Source organism: Pseudoalteromonas sp. SR44-5, from assembly GCF_014163675.1.
In the GTDB taxonomy this organism is placed as follows: Bacteria; Pseudomonadota; Gammaproteobacteria; order Enterobacterales; family Alteromonadaceae; genus Pseudoalteromonas; species Pseudoalteromonas rhizosphaerae.
Genome location: NZ_JACJDT010000002.1, coordinates 22461 through 38685, shown reverse-complemented (window position 1 = coordinate 38685; position 16225 = coordinate 22461). Strand labels below are relative to the sequence as shown.

Sequence of the window (16225 nt, the reverse complement as noted above, 5' to 3'; positions counted from 1 at the left end):
ACAATGGCAAATACAGTAATTGACTTAGTGAAAAATAGATATCTTGTAAAATGAATCGTTATAAAAGTTTACAGCAGTTTTTAAATCCGCACTTCGAAGATGAAGTATACCAGCTAGCTGCGATCACCGGAGACGCCAGCTTTCGTCGTTATTTCCGCCTAAATCGCGGTCAAGATAGCTATATAGTTATGGACTCAGATCCAGCTAAGCTCGATAACACTCCTTATATAGAACTCAACAAAGTTTTTTCTGAGCATGGTTTCAAACTACCAAAAATATTACATGCTGATGAAAAGCAAGGGTTCTTCTTATTAAGCGATTTAGGCAACACACATCTTGCTGATATGCTGGATGATAAAGAACGTATCAATCACTATAAACACCTTATAAAACTTAGTGCACAATGGGCAAAAATGCCGCCTGTTGAGCACATGAAAGATTTTGATCGGGCATTTTTAGAATTAGAACTAAGTATTTTTTTAGAATGGTTGGTAGAGAGATTTTTAGAGCTAGAAGTTACTGCTGCAGAACGTAATTTATGGCAAACGAGCTGTGAGTTATTAATTGAAAATATACTCGCGCAACCTAGCGTCACCGTACACCGTGATTTTCATAGCCGTAATATTATGCACAGTGAACAGCAATGGGCAATTATTGACTATCAAGATGCCGTGCAAGGCCCGGTATGTTATGACCTGGTATCGTTACTGCGTGATTGTTATTTTAAACTTCCTCACGATGAACTTGAATACTTACTTGAGCATGCATTTGCTGAGTTTGAGCAACAGGGCTTGCTCAGTAACATCAGCTTTGCAACCTTTAAACAATGGTTTGATTTAACCGGTATTCAACGCCATTTAAAAGCGGCGGGTATTTTTTGCCGGTTAAATTTACGCGATGGTAAACTCGGTTATATGGATAATGTATTACCGACACTGCGCTACATTAGTGATGTGGCGCAAGATCATTCATCGTTGGTGGAGCTGGGTAAATGGATCAACAGTAAGATTATTCCTGCTACCTTAGTCGCACTTAATAAAGTGCCAACTAAATAATGAAAGCGATGATTTTAGCCGCGGGTCGCGGTCAGCGAATGATGCCACTTACCGCAGAATTACCTAAACCTATGTTAAAGGTGCAAGGAAAACCATTAATCGAGCATCATATTGAGCGACTAAAAACAGCAGGGATCACTGATTTTATTATAAACCTTGCTTGGCAAGGAGATAAGATCCGTGCTTACTTTGGCGATGGTAGCCAGCTTGGAGTACATATTGAGTATAGCCAAGAGCCTGAGCAGGGATTAGAAACTGCAGGTGGTATTATTCAAGCATTACCTTTGCTTGGTGAGCAATTTATTGTTATTAATGGCGATATATTTACCGACTATGATGTTAGTTCATTACTGCATATTCACTTAGATGCGGGCGAGGCACATATTGTGTTGGTTGAAAATCCAGCCCACAACCCAAATGGTGACTTTACGTTGCGTCATCTAAGCGCAGATAGCCCCAAGTATACATTTTCTGGTATTAGTCGCTTTCATCAGCAATTTTTTGCAGGAATTACAGCGGGTACTCATCGCTTAGGGCCATTATTAAAAAGTAAATTGGCTGAGCATGTTGTCTCTACGGAGCTGTACATAGGTAACTGGGACGATATCGGAACTCCAGAACGATTAGCTCAATTGAATGAGTTGTTGATAGAGCAACAAAAAACTCATTAAGTAATTCACATATAATAGGAGCGCCTCATGTGGGGTAAAATTTTAGGTGCCTGCTTTGGCTTTATGTTTGGGCGTATTATAGGCTTATTTATAGGCTTATACCTGGGCCATATGTTTGACAAGAGTTTAAAGCAGAACTTTGATAAAGCCGGCGGCTTTTCAAGCTTATTTAAAGGCGATGATGATATTAATCAGCGCCAAGCGTTATTTTTTACCAGCTGTTTTGGAGTAATGGGGCACATTGCTAAGTCAAATGGCCGCGTAAGCGAAACCCACATCCGTGCTGCCAGTTTATTTATGGATGAAATGGGACTCACTGGTGATGATCGCAAAGAGGCACAAGATGCGTTTAAAACGGGAAAAGACGCTGATTTTTCATTAAAAGAAACTGTTTTCGATTTTAAAGAGCGTTTTGCTCGTCGCCATGATTTATTACAACTGTTTTTAGAAATTCAAATCCAAATGGCGTTTTCTGATGGGGTGTTAGCTGCGCAAGAAAAGGAGCTACTCCAAGAGGTAAGTAAGTTATTAGGGATCTCTAAAACTCACTTTGCATTTGTACTTAAACGTTACCAAGCTGAATTTTCATTTCGTCAGCAACAACAACGCTATCAACAGCAGCAACAACGTCAACAAGGGCAAAGCAGCAGTTATCGTGAAGGCTCAGGGCATCATGTACCGCCAAATAGTGGCATGAGCCGTACTCAAGCGCTGGCTTTGCTGGGGCTAAATAATGAGGCGAGTGAACGAGAAGTAAAAGTAGCGTACCGTAAATTAATGGCGCAGCACCATCCTGATAAATTAGTTTCTCAAGGTTTACCTAAACATATGATGGAACTGGCAGTCAAGAAAAGCCAAGATATTCAAGCCGCTTACGAATATTTAAAAAAGGCGGCGTAAAAACCCGTCTACTTCTTTGGTCAAGCGCTCATGTTGCTCAGGCTCAGAGCGCAAACCAAACAGCTCACGTTGGCGGTAATCATATTTACTGTGACGTTTAACCCAGCGTTTTCTATCCGCCACACTCAGCAGTAAGTCCGGGTTATCTATGTTGTAGTAAATATCCAATAACGGCGGGCTAATAGTCGATATAATCGCGTTAAGTTGTTGGTTACGTTTACTGTTTGGTAAATAACTGCTAAGGCTGACAAATGCATCTATGTTGGTATTTGGATATTCGCCATAGTGTTCGAGCAATACTCCCGCAGAGGCACCTTGTGCAATAACAACAATTTTCCCATCTTCATCCAATGCACTTTGATACAACGCATTAAAGCGTGCAATTAAGTTGAGTTTATAATTATCTATTATCGCATTGCTTATATGAGCGGTAGCATCAACATGTACAACAGGAGTGGCTGTGTCAGCTGATGGTTCGCCATTGTCTGAACTTGTAGTTTGCTTAGCCGCTGCAGGTTCAGTTGTTTCACTTTCATCCGCAGGTGGCGCTGCCTGCCAATCAATATCGGGTACCGTCATGGCAATTGTGGCATAGCCTAAATCGTTAAGTTGCGTGCGTAAAAAGTTGAGCCCGTTGTTATTGGTAGGTAAGTGTTGCCAATCAGGGATAATCAATACCACACCGCGCTGCTGGGCACTCATGTGTTGGCGATATAAACTTAAAAACTCAGTATCACCAGCGAGTAGCGGTTTTAGTTCATCTTGCGGCATTAGGCGTGATAAATCATTACTGCTGATTGTTGACCATGGTGTGGGTGCAATAAAGTCGGCTGCTTGGGCTGGCATGGCCAAGAAAGTCGCGTAAACCAAACTAATTAATTGCCATACTTTAAACTGTTTGCCGATAGCCATATAAACCACCACGATGAATCAATAAGTTGTTATCGGCGTGTACAGCAAAAAGTTTAGTGTGATTTTAAGCTCGTAATTAAAACTCTGGCTCAGCTTCAAAAGTCATAATTTGTGCTGTTCCCGGGTGAGTGAGCTGTAGCATTTGTGCATGCAATTGCAAGCGCGGGGCAGCAGCCAGGGCATCAGGGGGAGCATAGAGCCTATCGCCTAAAATAGGGTGTCCCAATGACAACATATGCACACGTAATTGATGTGAGCGTCCGGTAATAGGGGTAAGTTCCACACGAGTGGCGTGCAGCTCATGCTCCAGTACAGTGTAATGAGTTAAAGAGGGCTTCCCCTTGTCATGATCAACCATTTGCTTAGGGCGGTTTGGCCAATCACAGATCAGCGGCAAATTGACTGATCCCGTTAATGGCTCTAGTTTACCGTACACTCGTGCAACATAGCGCTTTGCAGTTTGGCGTTCTTGAAACTGCATACTTAAATGACGATGAGCCGCTTTATGCATTGCTAAACAAATAATTCCAGAGGTTGCCATATCTAAGCGGTGAACTATTTTTGCCGTAGGAAAAACACGGTTAACGCGAGCTATCAAACAATCGGCGTGTTTAGGATCTTTTCCCGGCACAGTCAAAAGTTCACTGGGCTTGTTGACGATCAGTAAATCATCATCTTGAAATAAAATGGTTAAATACGGATCTAATGGAGGATTGTAGTTAATTAACACGGCCGACCTCAATGATTTATGAGCGCGCTATTTTAGAGAAGTCATCGCTTATACACAATCAATAACTAATTAGATTAGACGCGAGAGTATTAATGAGCGAGTTAATTGGCAAGTAGTCGTTAAGCTGAGGGTATTTTTGGGCAAAAGAAAAGCGCGAACTATCTCTAGTCGCGCTTGCGGAATCTTCTAATTTTTTGCATCCTGCAATTGAACTTAATCAACTCCTAAACTTTACTAATCCATGTGATCACACTGTTACTTATTCGTTCTGCGTGATATAGGCTATCCGTGCCTCTGTCCTATGTGCTTCCTTTTGATCCTTTTTGGTAATCTCTATTACCGGTCCTTTACGCATCGTCCTGATGCTATCCCTTAGTTAACAGTTCCATTGCGATACCCTTTAGGGCCTGTCCATCTGTCCGCTTTTATAACATCCTGTTTAACAACTCTCTTGCGAGCCCTGTTGTTATTCCTTTTCGCATCATCTTGACGCTGTCCGTATATTTACTATCCTTAGTGCTACTCATCCTGAGCCTGTCCGTGAATCCATTTTTTCCTAACGTAACCTTTAATTCGAGGTTTATGAGTAATCATTCCTTGTCCGTTTACTCATTTAAGCGTCACTGCTTAACCGATGAAGTAAGTATAGAGAGTATCGGCAAACAAAATAGGCTAAAAATAGTAATGAAAATACAGTCATTATTTTGAAATTTAATAATAGTTATTATATTTCATGTGGTTAGTTTGTTTTTAGACTTTTTTTATGATGCTTTATACTCAATAGCTGTCATAACCGTGAGATATATCGCACAAGTGATTTCCATTATGGGCGTGGTTGCCTTTAATAGTGGATGTAATTGTAGTGTTGCTTAGACGATTTCTAATCGTATATGGTTTAAGTTTATTGCATATATCCCTTAAATGATTAAAAACCAATATCTATTAAGGCGCTTTGTAATTCTTTAAAATAAATGCGACTTGCCGATAAATAAGCGGCTATGAATTGTGGGGAAATTGCTCAACAAGACACGTTTGAGCCGCTATTTAGCGCTTCAAGCTCAAAGGTAGTTGCAGAATTTCTTGGTCAGGGCATATACTTAGGTGCAGATGTATTAACAGCAACTGAATATAGTAATGCTTACGGGGGCTGAGTCATTAGTTACTTATCGTCGAGTAAAGCAAGTTGGGTAACTTTATGTTCGCCCATACCATCTTGAGTTAATACCTTTTCAATCACAAGGCTGTAGTGCAAATACGGTGACTATTTTAAATCATCGTTTTGTTGTTCTGCATTTTGTGTATAAGGTTATGCTCGATGGACAATAAATTGAAGTTGCTGCTTAGTTGGGCCAATCATTTTAGCAAATGAGTAGGTGACAATAAAAATAACACCACACACGGTTAACTTTTTCGCAGATTAAGTGTTTTAGTATTTTTAATTTCATTAAAAACGCCGTGTATGAGACTTTGAGTTAAGGAAATACCATGGCGCAAGCGCAATCTGGAATTTGTGCTGAAGCAAACTTGCACGGTTTACATTTGTTTTTTAATGTATTTGATGGCCACGATGAGTCATTACGCAAAAAATTAAAATACGTTAGCGCTATCCAAGATGAGTTTTCAGATCAGTTTTCTGAATCGATGCTCTCCAGCCTAGTTGCTGTGGGGGCACAGTACTGGCCGCACATTCTGCCTGAATTTCTGCCTAGTGAATTACAGAGCTTTCCTAATATTACTCATAATGATCATATTATGGGGGCTCAGCCTTTTGATTTATTTGTCCAAATTCGTTCCGATAGGGAAGATGTAAACCATTTATTTGCTTTGCAAATTCTCAAGTTATTTGCCCCCGATGTTGAATTGGTTGAGCAAGTGCGAAACTTTCGATTTTTAGATGGTCGCGATTTTAACGGTTTTATACTCGGTGGTGACACTCCTCATGGTCGCCAAAAGCGCATCACAGCGTTAATCAATAACCCCAACCATTTTGAAGATCAAGGCAGTTACGTACATATACAGCGCTATAAGCATGATTTAAGTGTGTGGCAAAACCTACCACTGAGTGAGCAAGAACAAATAATGGGACGCACTCGCTTAGATAATACCTTGATTATGCCAGCGACTGAAAATAGTCATGCTGTACGCACTGAGTTAAAAGATGAGCAAGGGCAACCACTGCAATTAAATCAAAACATGCCTTATGGTGACGTTTACGAACAGGGTATATTAGCGATTAGTTATGCAGCACAGGGAAATGCATTTGAGCAAGTATTACGAAGTCGATTAGGTGATGGCGATTGCTACGATCATTGGCTTGATTTTACTCAAGCCGATATGGGGTCTGCGTTTTTTGCCCCATCAATTAACTTTTTAAAGCAGCTATAAAAAGTTTGAATCGGTAGACTTATACCGTATCAAATAAAATACGCACGCGTTCAAGAGTTACATCAATTTCAGATACTTTAGCTGGAGCGATAAAAATAGTATCGTCACCAGCAATGGTGCCTAGTACGCCATCTGCTTTACCTAATGAATCTAATAGTCGAGCAATTAATTGTGCAGCTCCTGGGCTGGTTCGAATAATGATCATCATTTCGTTATGCATTATATCAATCACTAACTGACGTAATGGGCTTTTCGCTGTAGGTACGCCCATTTCAGCAGGCAAACAATAGACCATTTCTTGTTTGGCATTACGAGTGCGTACCGCGCCAAACTTGCTTAACATCCGCGACACCTTACTTTGACTAATATTATCAAAGCCTTGCTCTTTTAGGGCGTCAACAATCTCACCTTGTGAACCAAAGTTTTCTTCTTTTAAAAGTGCCTTAAAGGCCTTTACTAATGCTTCTTGTTTATCTTGTGGTTGCATATTATAGGTTCTTATTCATAAGTGATGCGCTAATTGTACACAATATTGCATACTTATGCAGTAGTTGTTTGCTTTTGCGATGGATTTTAGTGCTGTAAACCAGCAAGTTTACAACTATGGTCTAAATTATATGTGAAATAAGCAGGATAAATTTGTCTTTAGTCGTTAATTTCATTATCTTTAGAGCCACAAATATTTCCTACCTCAAATTACGGAGAATTCCAATGAAAGTTGCTGTATTAGGTGCTGCTGGCGGTATCGGCCAAGCGTTGTCTTTATTATTAAAAACAGGCTTACCAGCTGGTTCTGAATTATCACTTTATGATGTTGCTCCAGTTGTTCCTGGTGTTGCTGTTGATCTTTCTCATATCCCAACAGACGTTAAAGTTGCAGGCTTTGGTGTTGATGCACTAGATCAAGCGTTAACTGGTTGTGATATCGTTCTTATCCCTGCTGGTATGCCACGTAAGCCTGGTATGGACCGCGCTGATTTATTTAATGTTAATGCTGGCATTATTAAAACATTAGCAGAAGGTATTGTTGCTAACTGTCCAAAAGCATTAGTTGGTATTATCACTAACCCAGTAAATGGCACAGTGCCAATTGTTGCGGAAGTATTCAAAAAAGCAGGTACTTACGACGCGAAACGTGTTTTCGGTATTACCACTCTTGATGTGATCCGTTCAGAAGCATTTGTAGCTGAACTTAAAGGTGTTGACGTTGCAACTGTGAAAGTACCAGTAATTGGTGGTCACTCAGGCACAACAATCCTTCCGTTACTATCTCAAGTTGAAGGCGTTACTTTCACTGATGAAGAAGTTGCTGCGCTTACTCCACGTATCCAAAATGCAGGTACTGAAGTAGTAAATGCAAAAGCGGGCGGTGGTTCTGCAACATTATCAATGGGCGCTGCTGCTGCACGTTTTTGTATGTCTTTAGTTAAAGGCTTACAAGGTGAAGACGTTGTAGATTACGCTTACGTTGCTGTTGAAAATGGCGATGCTGCATACTTTGCACACCCAGTACGTTTAGGTAAAAACGGCGTAGAAGAAATTCTTTCTTACGGTGAACTAAGCGCATTTGAAGAGCAAGCTAAAAACGACATGCTTGATACGCTGAAAAAAGACATCCAAGAAGGTGTTGATTTCATCAACGCTTAATTGCTAAGTCGATTGATACAAAAAAGCCTGCATTTGCAGGCTTTTTTATGCTCGAAGGATTTTTATACATTAGGTATTTATTAGTGATTACGATCAACGGCAATACGAGCCAAGCTAACGAGTGCTTCTTTATACGGTGATTCATCTAATACAGATAAACACGCAATCGCTTTATCAGCTTCTTCGTTGGCTTTATTCATCGTAAACTCAAGTGCTTTGGTTTCATTGAGGGCACTTAGAATCGCTTCTAAGTGGTCCATACCATTACTGTGCTCAATGGCATCACGGATCAACTGTACTTGCTCAGCATTACCGTGGCGCATAGCATAAAGAAGTGGCAGGGTAGGTTTGCCTTCGGCCAGATCATCACCGATGTTTTTACCTAACTGCTCAGCATCAGCATTGTAATCAAGCACGTCATCCACTAATTGAAAAGCGGTTCCTAAATGCATACCATAAAGATTAAGCGCTTGCAGCGTAGAGTCGTCTTTTTCGGTAATAATCGCAGCAAGGCCTGTTGCAGCTTCAAATAATTTAGCTGTTTTAGAATAAATTACCTGCATGTAGCTATCTTCGGTGGTATCAGGGTCGTTACAGTTCATTAATTGCAGCACTTCACCTTCGGCAATCACGTTGGTTGCATCAGCGAGTATTTGCATAACTTGCATTTTACCAATACCAACCATCAGCTGAAATGAGCGGGTGTAGATAAAGTCACCAACAAGTACGCTGGCTGCATTACCAAACTCAGCATTTGCTGTCGGTGTTCCTCTGCGTAAATTTGATTCATCAACGACATCATCATGCAGTAATGTAGCTGTGTGAATAAATTCAACAATAGTTGCTAAAGTAACATGATCTTTGCCTTCATAGCCAAGTGCTTTAGCCGCTAAAATAGCCAACATAGGGCGAACACGCTTGCCGCCGCTGTTTACTATATATAAGCCTAGTTGATTGACTAATGCTACATCAGAGCGCATTTGCGCGTAAATTAGTTGATTGACGTCATTCATATCGTTTTCGATTAACGCCTGGATAGCTTTTATATCCATTGATCTCCGAGCCAATTTTAATGGGTATACGGGGCTGATTGTACAACAAAAAACAGCTTTGCTCGACAGTTTGTGACGATTCGCTGAAAAAACACGGTTAAGTAGCTTAATTTAGCCTTAATTAGTAAAGATAACTTTTATATTTGAGAAAATTTACGGTAATTCAACATGGTTGTTTTTTATTCTTAGCGCGTGTTTGTTCGTGGTGTAATTTATTTGTCATGAAACGCTAAAAAGGCTTGGCATAATGCCAATTTAATATAAAATAGGTGAAAATATTGAATCGCCTTCAATGCAGCTATTTTTTATTCATTTAATTAATAAAACAGGCTTGCTAGTTTTTGCACATTAGCGTAAACTTCGCGCCCTATTGAATAATATTTTAGTTGCGTCGATTTGAGGGCGCACAGACGGAGTTAATTATGTACGCGGTTTTCCAAAGTGGTGGTAAACAGCACCGTGTGACTGAAGGTCAAACAATTCGTCTTGAGAAATTAGACGTTGAGACTGGTGCAGCAGTTGAATTTGATTCAGTACTTTTAGTTGCTGATGGTGAGAAAATCGAGATCGGTGTACCGTTCGTAAACGGTGGTAAAATAACAGCTGAGGTTGTTTCACATGGTCGCGGTGAGAAGATTAAGGTTGTTAAATTTAGACGCCGTAAGCATTCTCGTAAGCAAATGGGCCATCGTCAATGGTTCACAGAAGTTAAAATCACTGGCATTAGCGCTTAATTAGAGGTACTTAGAAATGGCACATAAAAAAGCAGCTGGTAGTACTCGTAACGGTCGCGATTCAGAAAGCAAACGCCTTGGTGTTAAGCGTTTTGGTGGCGAATCAGTTCTAGCGGGTAGCATCATTGTTCGTCAACGTGGAACTAAATTCCATGCTGGCACAAACGTAGGTATCGGTAAAGACCACACTATCTTCGCAAAAGCAGATGGTAAAGTTCAGTTTGAACAAAAAGGTCCTTTAAACCGTAAATACGTAAGCATCGTATCTGAGTAATCAGAATCGGTTCTTAAAAAACCCCGCCTTTGCGGGGTTTTTTGTTTTGAAAATAAATATATACCTAAGCCAAGCCTGCAATCAGCTTGGCTTAGGTATATAATAGTGAAATTAACAAGCCAATCCCTAAAGTGAGTAATCATGAAGTTTGTAGATGAAGTAGAAATTCGCGCAGAAGCTGGAGACGGTGGCAGCGGCATCGTATCTTTCCGTCGTGAAAAATATGTCCCAGATGGTGGACCAGACGGCGGTGACGGTGGAGATGGTGGTAGTGTTTATCTACAAGCTGATGAAAACTTAAATACCCTTATCGATTATCAGTTTGAGCGTTTTCATAGAGCTGAACGTGGTACTAATGGCCGCAGTCGTAACTGTACCGGTAAAAAGGCTGATGACTTATATGTGATGGTGCCTGTAGGTACTCGGATCATGGATGTTGATACCCAAGAAGGTCTTGGTGATTTAACTCAACATGGTCAAAGAATTTTGGTTGCAAAAGGCGGTTTCCACGGCTTGGGGAATGCGCGTTTTAAATCAAGTACTAACCGAGCGCCTCGTCAAAAAACATTGGGCACACCAGGTGAAGTACGTAACCTTAAACTAGAGCTATTATTATTAGCTGATGTTGGTTTATTAGGTTTGCCAAATGCAGGTAAGTCTACTTTTATTCGTAGTGTATCGGCAGCGAAACCAAAAGTAGCTGATTACCCATTTACTACGCTGATTCCAAATTTAGGTGTGGTACGTCCAGAAGCAAATAAATCATTTGTTATTGCAGATATCCCAGGGTTAATCGAAGGTGCCTCTGATGGCGCTGGCTTGGGTATTCGCTTCTTGAAACATTTAGAGCGTTGCCGTGTATTACTGCATATTATCGATGTAATGCCTGTCGATGGTTCAAACCCAGTAGACAATGCATTTGCAATCATCAATGAGTTGCACCAGTACAGTCCTAAGCTGGCTGAAAAACCACGTTGGTTAGTATTTAATAAAATAGACTTATTACCTGAAGATGAAGCACAGGCGCTATGTGAGCAAATTGCTGAAGAGTTAGGCGAGACTGAAAATATTTATCATATTTCTGCAATTAATAAGCTAAATACTCAACCATTAATTCATAACATCATGACGCTACTCGATAGCATGCCAAAAGAAAAATTTGTGCCAATTGAAGATGAAGAAGTTGAATTCAAATGGGATACTTATCATAAAGATGCCACTAAGAAGAATGATGACGACGACTGGGATAGTTGGGATGATGACGATTATGACGTTGAAGTTGTCTATGAGCGTTAGACTAAAGTAAATTATTTTAAAAGGAGCTGGTGCTCCTTTTTTCTTGTTTAATAAAAAAGTATTAGGTTTTAATGTGAAGATTTCAATGATTGCAGCTATGGCTAAAAATAGAGTGATTGGCCAAGATAATAATATGCCATGGCATTTACCTGCTGATTTACAGCATTTTAAAGCGGTTACTATGAATAAACCAGTAATTATGGGGCGCAAAACATTTGAGTCAATTGGTCGCCCTTTACCTGGTCGACGCAACATTGTTATTAGCCGAAACACTGACTACACTGCAGCTGGAATTGATGTTGTAGCATCCCCAGAGGCCGCTATTTCATTGGTGTGTGAGTCTGATGAAGTAATGGTGATTGGTGGCGGGAATATATATCAACAATTTTTAAAAAGTGCCGATACACTTTATTTAACGTTTATTGATCTTGATGTTGCAGGAGATACACAGTTTCCTGATTACGAACAATCAGCAAACTGGCAAGTTGTAGAAGAGCTGTATAATCAACCGGATGATAACAATATTTATGGTTATAAATTTGTCACATTGGATAAAGTTAAGTAACATTATTGCGGTTAGGCTTATAGGTTGATACAATATTAAACAACTAGGGTAGTTATAAAGTATTACACAAGGGTCTACAATGATAAAATTATCAACACTCGTTATTGCTGCAGCTGTTATTTCTGGTTCTGTTGCTTTTAGCGCGCCAGTAAAAGCGGATGATCAGTTAGCTGTTTCAATCTGTGAATACATAGCTGCGGACGATAAAAACCGTTTACGTGATAAGTTAAAAAGCTCACGTGTAAAAATTCGTAATATTTATGATGCAGTACAATGTAATGGTCTTAACTTGCTACGTCATGCAGTTGCCAGTAATGCCGTAGATACCGGTGAATATATTGTGAAAAACTTATCTAAAAGCTCTTTAGAAGATGGAGCAGATATAGCATGGGCCGAAGCAAATGGTCATGGCGGTTCTGCATTAATACCAGCAATTAAAGAACGTGCTGGTTTATAAGTTATAATAAATCATTAAAAAAGTCGCGATATCGCGGCTTTTTTGTATCTGAAACAAAAGTTTAACAGATTCGACCTCTATTGTAATTTTATCTGGTAGAATAGGCAGGTTATAAGCAGTTTAAGCAGTGAACAACTATGTTAAGTCCTTTTTATCAGCAACATGCTGATTATGTCTCTATTTCTCGTGAACAAGGGTGTCGTTTCGCAAAGTGCGTTGCTGATGATTACAATCCACTTCATGATAAAGATGCAAAACGTTTTTGTGTGCCTGGAGATTTATTATTTTCATTGGTATTAAGTCGTTATGGCATCAGTGAAAAAATGGAATTTACCTTTGCCGGCATGGTTGATGAGAATACCAAACTCAACTTCCCTGAGGGCGCAGATGAGTTTGATATTACCAGTGGCGATAAAGTCATGCTGAAGGTTAAGCGCGAAGGTATAACTAGCCAGTGCCAAACACTCACCGATAGTCTAATAAAAAATTATGTTGAGTTTTCAGGTACAACTTTTCCGCATGTTATTATTCCACTTATGGGCAATCAAGATGTCATGATCAACCCAGCTCGCCCTATGATTATCTATGAGTCAATGTTGATTAATCTCGATACATTAGAGATCCATGCACCGACGTTAGAATACGCAGAGCCGAGTTTTGAATATACAGGCAAGCGTGGGAAAATCACTTTGCGCTTTAACTTGTTAGAAAATGGTGTAAAAGTCGGCTGTGGTGAAAAGCACATGTTGGTATCAGGTATTCAACAATATTGCCAAGATACGGTGGATGATCTAATTACCTTCTATAACCAACGAAAAGAAACCCTCAAACCAGCTTGAACATTTAGCAAGCTTAGAAAGGCGCTGCAAAGCGCCTTTTTTGTTATTCGCTTTGGGCGTACAATAGCGCCATTATTTGTTACACAAAGCTAAACTTATGTCTGCGACTACTTTCTCTGAGTTAAAACTCGATCCTGTACTGCTTAATGCACTTGAACAAAATCAATATCATACCCCTACGGCGATACAGCTAAAAACTATTCCGCTGATTTTAGCTGGTCATGATGTTATGGGGAGTGCACAAACAGGAACAGGTAAAACAGCTGCTTTTGTATTACCTCTGTTACATAAATTACTTAATACACCAAGTAAAGATGAGCCAGGTACTGCTCGAGTACTTATTTTGACACCAACTCGAGAGCTTGCTCAGCAAGTCTTTGCTAGCTTTGAAAAATACGCGCAAGGTACTGATATTAAAGGCGCGCTTGCTTATGGTGGTGCCAGTATTGGCCCGCAAATTAAAGCCATGAAAGATGCACAAGTTGTAGTGGCAACGCCAGGGCGATTGCTGGATCACATAATCAAAGGCAGCATTAAACTATCTAGTGTTGATTCACTGGTGTTTGATGAAGCAGACCGTATGCTTGATATGGGCTTTATTGACGAAATTAAACGTATATTGCGCCATGTTCCCAGTGATCGTCAGACCTTACTATTTTCAGCGACCTTTGACGATAGTGTATTTGAGCTCAGTAAAAAGTTATTAAAAGATCCAAAACTTGTTGAAGTCAATAAACGTAATTCTGCGGCTGTAGAAGTTGAGCAAATCATTTACGCGGTTGATGAAGACCGTAAACGTGAGCTTGTCTCGCACATGATTGGCATGAAAAACTGGCGCCAAGTACTGATCTTTACTCGCACAAAGCAAATGGCCGATCAACTCGCCAAAGAAATGTGTAAAGATGGCTTAAAAACACAGTCAATTCATGGTGATAAATCTCAAGGTGCACGTGATAGAGCACTGCAAGATTTTAAAGAAGGTACCACTCGTGTACTCGTGGCAACCGATGTTGCAGCTCGGGGTCTAGACATAGCGTCGTTAAAGTATGTGATTAACTTTGAACTACCTTATATAGCTGAGGATTATGTCCACCGTATTGGCCGCACTGGGCGCGCTGGCGAGCAAGGCTTAGCGATGTCATTAGTCAGCCTTGACGAGCAGTGGTTACTTGAAGAAATTGAAGTGTTGCTTGATACTCGTCTAACGCCGCAGTGGTTAGCGGGCTATGAACCGGATCTAAATAAAAAGCCCAAAGATAATCGCAAAAACTCTAATAAGTCGCGAAAAGACCGAGATAAAAAACGTATTACAGGGCAAAGAGCACCTAGTAGACGCCGTAAATAAAAGCTTTCAGTTTTTAGTTATCAGCTGTCAGTAAAGCTCTAGCACGGCGCTAAAACGAGCGCCGTAGCTTTATTGTTTTATATGCTAAATTCAGTAGTCAATAGTATTAATAATAAAGCGCGATATAACTTTACTAAGCTAGAGTGCCCTCTAAAAAGATAAATTTTTAAATTAAAATCGCAGCTAAAGGTTCTTACTTCAATTTAGTGTAGTTATTTCATATGGTTTATCTGCGGATTTTTTCGTAACCATAATAAGCTTAAACCCTTTACCAAATGCATCAATTACCTGCCAGTCAATACGAACTAATGCGTCTTGAACTTTATCAGCATTGAAATCGCCTGTGGCAACAACGTAGTAAAACATCTGATCTGTTTCTGTCTCAACCTTTATTGCTCCACTAATGTCCAATGATGTATTAAACTTTTTATGGTATTCACTTAGTGTTTTACCTCGCCTTTGGCTTTTATCATGTTTATTAACATAAGGGGAAGCTGTAGCAGGAAGATTGCTAATATCCTTTTTATCAAGAATTTCCTGTAAATAACTGACGTTTGAACTTTTAGCTTGGGAGTACTGTTTTAATGCGGCACAGTTCGCTTTCAACATCTGTAACAAATGAAATTCGCTCACTGCTATATCATCAGAAGCGGTTTCTTCTACTTGTTTACAGGTAGAAAAGTGTACATTCTTCTCTGAACGTAAAGTTAAATCATAATTTAATTTAATGCTCTGGTAATCCATCACAATTTCAGATTCTAAACCTGTAAAATAATTAGTAAATAATTTAGGTTTTATTTCATTAGCAGATAATTTTGAGCAGCTAACACAGATAAATATCGATAATACTAATGATAAGTTTTTCACGGTGTCGTTACCTTTATGCTGTTAGCCGCAGATAGCTTTGCTCTTACGTAGTTATTTCTTTCTGCGCTGAGTTGAGGACGATAGCTTTCTTTAGCTGCTTTAATCCAATCTCCAGTTTTGATTGCTTTATCAAACTCAGTAAACTTCGTGACAATTTTTACTGCACCTAAGTTAAAAATCATATCAAATAATGCGACTTGTATATTTTTGTCTAATTTATCAAAATCATCATAATAACCATTAGACTTTTTATATAGAGTAGAAAGCTCTCTGTAAAAAGAATCCATATGTTTGTCTAGTTGGCGTGTAATTTCTACATCTTTAATTATGAGTGTAGTAAATTGCTTATACCATTCAGCTTTATAATTTCTTTTTTGTTTAGCTATTGTTTCAAATTCTTTTTGCTTTTCTAGAGGAGTTGCAGGAGGACCCGGTTGATTGTTAACTACTTTATTCATTGGGAGCAGGGTTGCAGCTTGTTTGTTTTTTATCATAT

18 protein-coding genes are annotated in these 16225 nt (G+C 39.6%); 12 read left to right on the top strand and 6 right to left on the bottom strand.

All coding sequences use genetic code 11. The features are described 5' to 3' along the window. The first annotated feature begins 50 nt into the window (after positions 1-50). Genes H5154_RS01325 through djlA form a run of 3 tightly spaced genes read left to right on the top strand, consistent with a single transcriptional unit; the run spans position 51 to position 2626 of the window. The gene (locus tag H5154_RS01325; protein ID WP_182717154.1) at positions 51-1055 is read left to right on the top strand and encodes an aminoglycoside phosphotransferase family protein; all 1005 of its coding nucleotides are present in this window, start codon (positions 51-53) and stop codon (positions 1053-1055) included. Then, entirely contained in the window at positions 1055-1726 is a 672-nt protein-coding gene (gene murU, locus H5154_RS01320; protein WP_182717153.1) for an N-acetylmuramate alpha-1-phosphate uridylyltransferase MurU, read from the top strand. Before H5154_RS01325 ends, murU begins: the two co-directional genes overlap by 1 nt. 27 nt (positions 1727-1753) lie before the next feature. After that, positions 1754-2626: a co-chaperone DjlA gene (djlA, locus tag H5154_RS01315; protein ID WP_182717152.1), complete on the top strand. Its 873-nt coding sequence runs from the start codon at positions 1754-1756 to the stop codon at positions 2624-2626. Here the strand turns inward: djlA and H5154_RS01310 are convergent. Both H5154_RS01310 and rluA read right to left on the bottom strand, forming a co-directional pair. Continuing rightward, a complete protein-coding gene (locus tag H5154_RS01310) occupies positions 2609-3538 on the bottom strand; it encodes a DUF3530 family protein (protein WP_182717151.1) in 930 nt (309 codons plus the stop codon). The two genes, djlA and H5154_RS01310, sit on opposite strands and share 18 nt — an antisense overlap. Before the next feature lie 76 nt (positions 3539-3614). Continuing rightward, positions 3615-4268 (bottom strand): bifunctional tRNA pseudouridine(32) synthase/23S rRNA pseudouridine(746) synthase RluA, encoded by a 654-nt coding sequence (gene rluA, locus H5154_RS01305; RefSeq protein ID WP_182717150.1) that lies wholly within the window; start codon positions 4266-4268, stop codon positions 3615-3617. Positions 4269-5753: 1485 nt separating this feature from the next. Between rluA and H5154_RS01300 the strand changes: the two genes are divergently transcribed. Next, positions 5754-6653 carry a Dyp-type peroxidase gene (locus tag H5154_RS01300; protein WP_182717149.1) on the top strand — a complete coding sequence of 300 codons (900 nt, stop codon included), beginning with the start codon at positions 5754-5756 and terminating at the stop codon, positions 6651-6653. Between the two features lie 19 nt (positions 6654-6672). On the opposite strand, the gene argR is transcribed toward H5154_RS01300, so the two are convergent. Next, positions 6673-7140, bottom strand: a complete 468-nt coding sequence (argR, locus tag H5154_RS01295; protein ID WP_145235470.1) for a transcriptional regulator ArgR — start codon at positions 7138-7140, stop codon at positions 6673-6675. A 224-nt stretch (positions 7141-7364) separates the two neighbouring features. Between argR and mdh the strand changes: the two genes are divergently transcribed. Beyond that, positions 7365-8300: a malate dehydrogenase gene (gene mdh, locus H5154_RS01290; protein ID WP_145235472.1), complete on the top strand. Its 936-nt coding sequence runs from the start codon at positions 7365-7367 to the stop codon at positions 8298-8300. An 80-nt stretch (positions 8301-8380) separates the two neighbouring features. Here the strand turns inward: mdh and ispB are convergent, their stop codons facing one another. Further along, on the bottom strand, positions 8381-9352 hold the full coding sequence (gene ispB / locus H5154_RS01285) for an octaprenyl diphosphate synthase (RefSeq protein ID WP_145235474.1): 972 nt from the start codon (positions 9350-9352) through the stop codon (positions 8381-8383). A gap of 422 nt (positions 9353-9774) precedes the next feature. Between ispB and rplU the strand changes: the two genes are divergently transcribed. The 7 genes from rplU (at position 9775) to H5154_RS01250 (ending at position 14862) form a co-directional block, all read left to right on the top strand. Continuing rightward, positions 9775-10086 (top strand): 50S ribosomal protein L21, encoded by a 312-nt coding sequence (rplU, locus tag H5154_RS01280; RefSeq protein ID WP_006794538.1) that lies wholly within the window; start codon positions 9775-9777, stop codon positions 10084-10086. Between the two features lie 16 nt (positions 10087-10102). Beyond that, positions 10103-10360, top strand: a complete 258-nt coding sequence (rpmA, locus tag H5154_RS01275) for a 50S ribosomal protein L27 (RefSeq protein WP_064665557.1) — start codon at positions 10103-10105, stop codon at positions 10358-10360. A gap of 141 nt (positions 10361-10501) precedes the next feature. Next, positions 10502-11656: an Obg family GTPase CgtA gene (gene cgtA, locus H5154_RS01270; protein WP_149982083.1), complete on the top strand. Its 1155-nt coding sequence runs from the start codon at positions 10502-10504 to the stop codon at positions 11654-11656. 85 nt (positions 11657-11741) lie between these two features. Then, a complete protein-coding gene (folA, locus tag H5154_RS01265) occupies positions 11742-12221 on the top strand; it encodes a type 3 dihydrofolate reductase (protein WP_220491262.1) in 480 nt (159 codons plus the stop codon). A gap of 79 nt (positions 12222-12300) precedes the next feature. Continuing rightward, on the top strand, positions 12301-12678 hold the full coding sequence (locus tag H5154_RS01260) for a DUF3718 domain-containing protein (protein ID WP_145235479.1): 378 nt from the start codon (positions 12301-12303) through the stop codon (positions 12676-12678). A 137-nt stretch (positions 12679-12815) separates the two neighbouring features. Continuing rightward, a complete protein-coding gene (locus H5154_RS01255; RefSeq protein WP_182717147.1) occupies positions 12816-13517 on the top strand; it encodes a DUF3581 family protein in 702 nt (233 codons plus the stop codon). A 97-nt stretch (positions 13518-13614) separates the two neighbouring features. After that, positions 13615-14862: a DEAD/DEAH box helicase gene (locus H5154_RS01250; protein WP_182717146.1), complete on the top strand. Its 1248-nt coding sequence runs from the start codon at positions 13615-13617 to the stop codon at positions 14860-14862. A 198-nt stretch (positions 14863-15060) separates the two neighbouring features. On the opposite strand, the gene H5154_RS01245 is transcribed toward H5154_RS01250, so the two are convergent. After that, positions 15061-15729, bottom strand: coding sequence for a hypothetical protein (locus tag H5154_RS01245; RefSeq protein ID WP_182717145.1), 669 nt, complete (start codon positions 15727-15729; stop codon positions 15061-15063). Continuing rightward, a complete protein-coding gene (locus tag H5154_RS01240) occupies positions 15726-16223 on the bottom strand; it encodes a hypothetical protein (protein ID WP_064665912.1) in 498 nt (165 codons plus the stop codon). Before H5154_RS01240 ends, H5154_RS01245 begins: the two co-directional genes overlap by 4 nt. Positions 16224-16225: the final 2 nt, after the last annotated feature.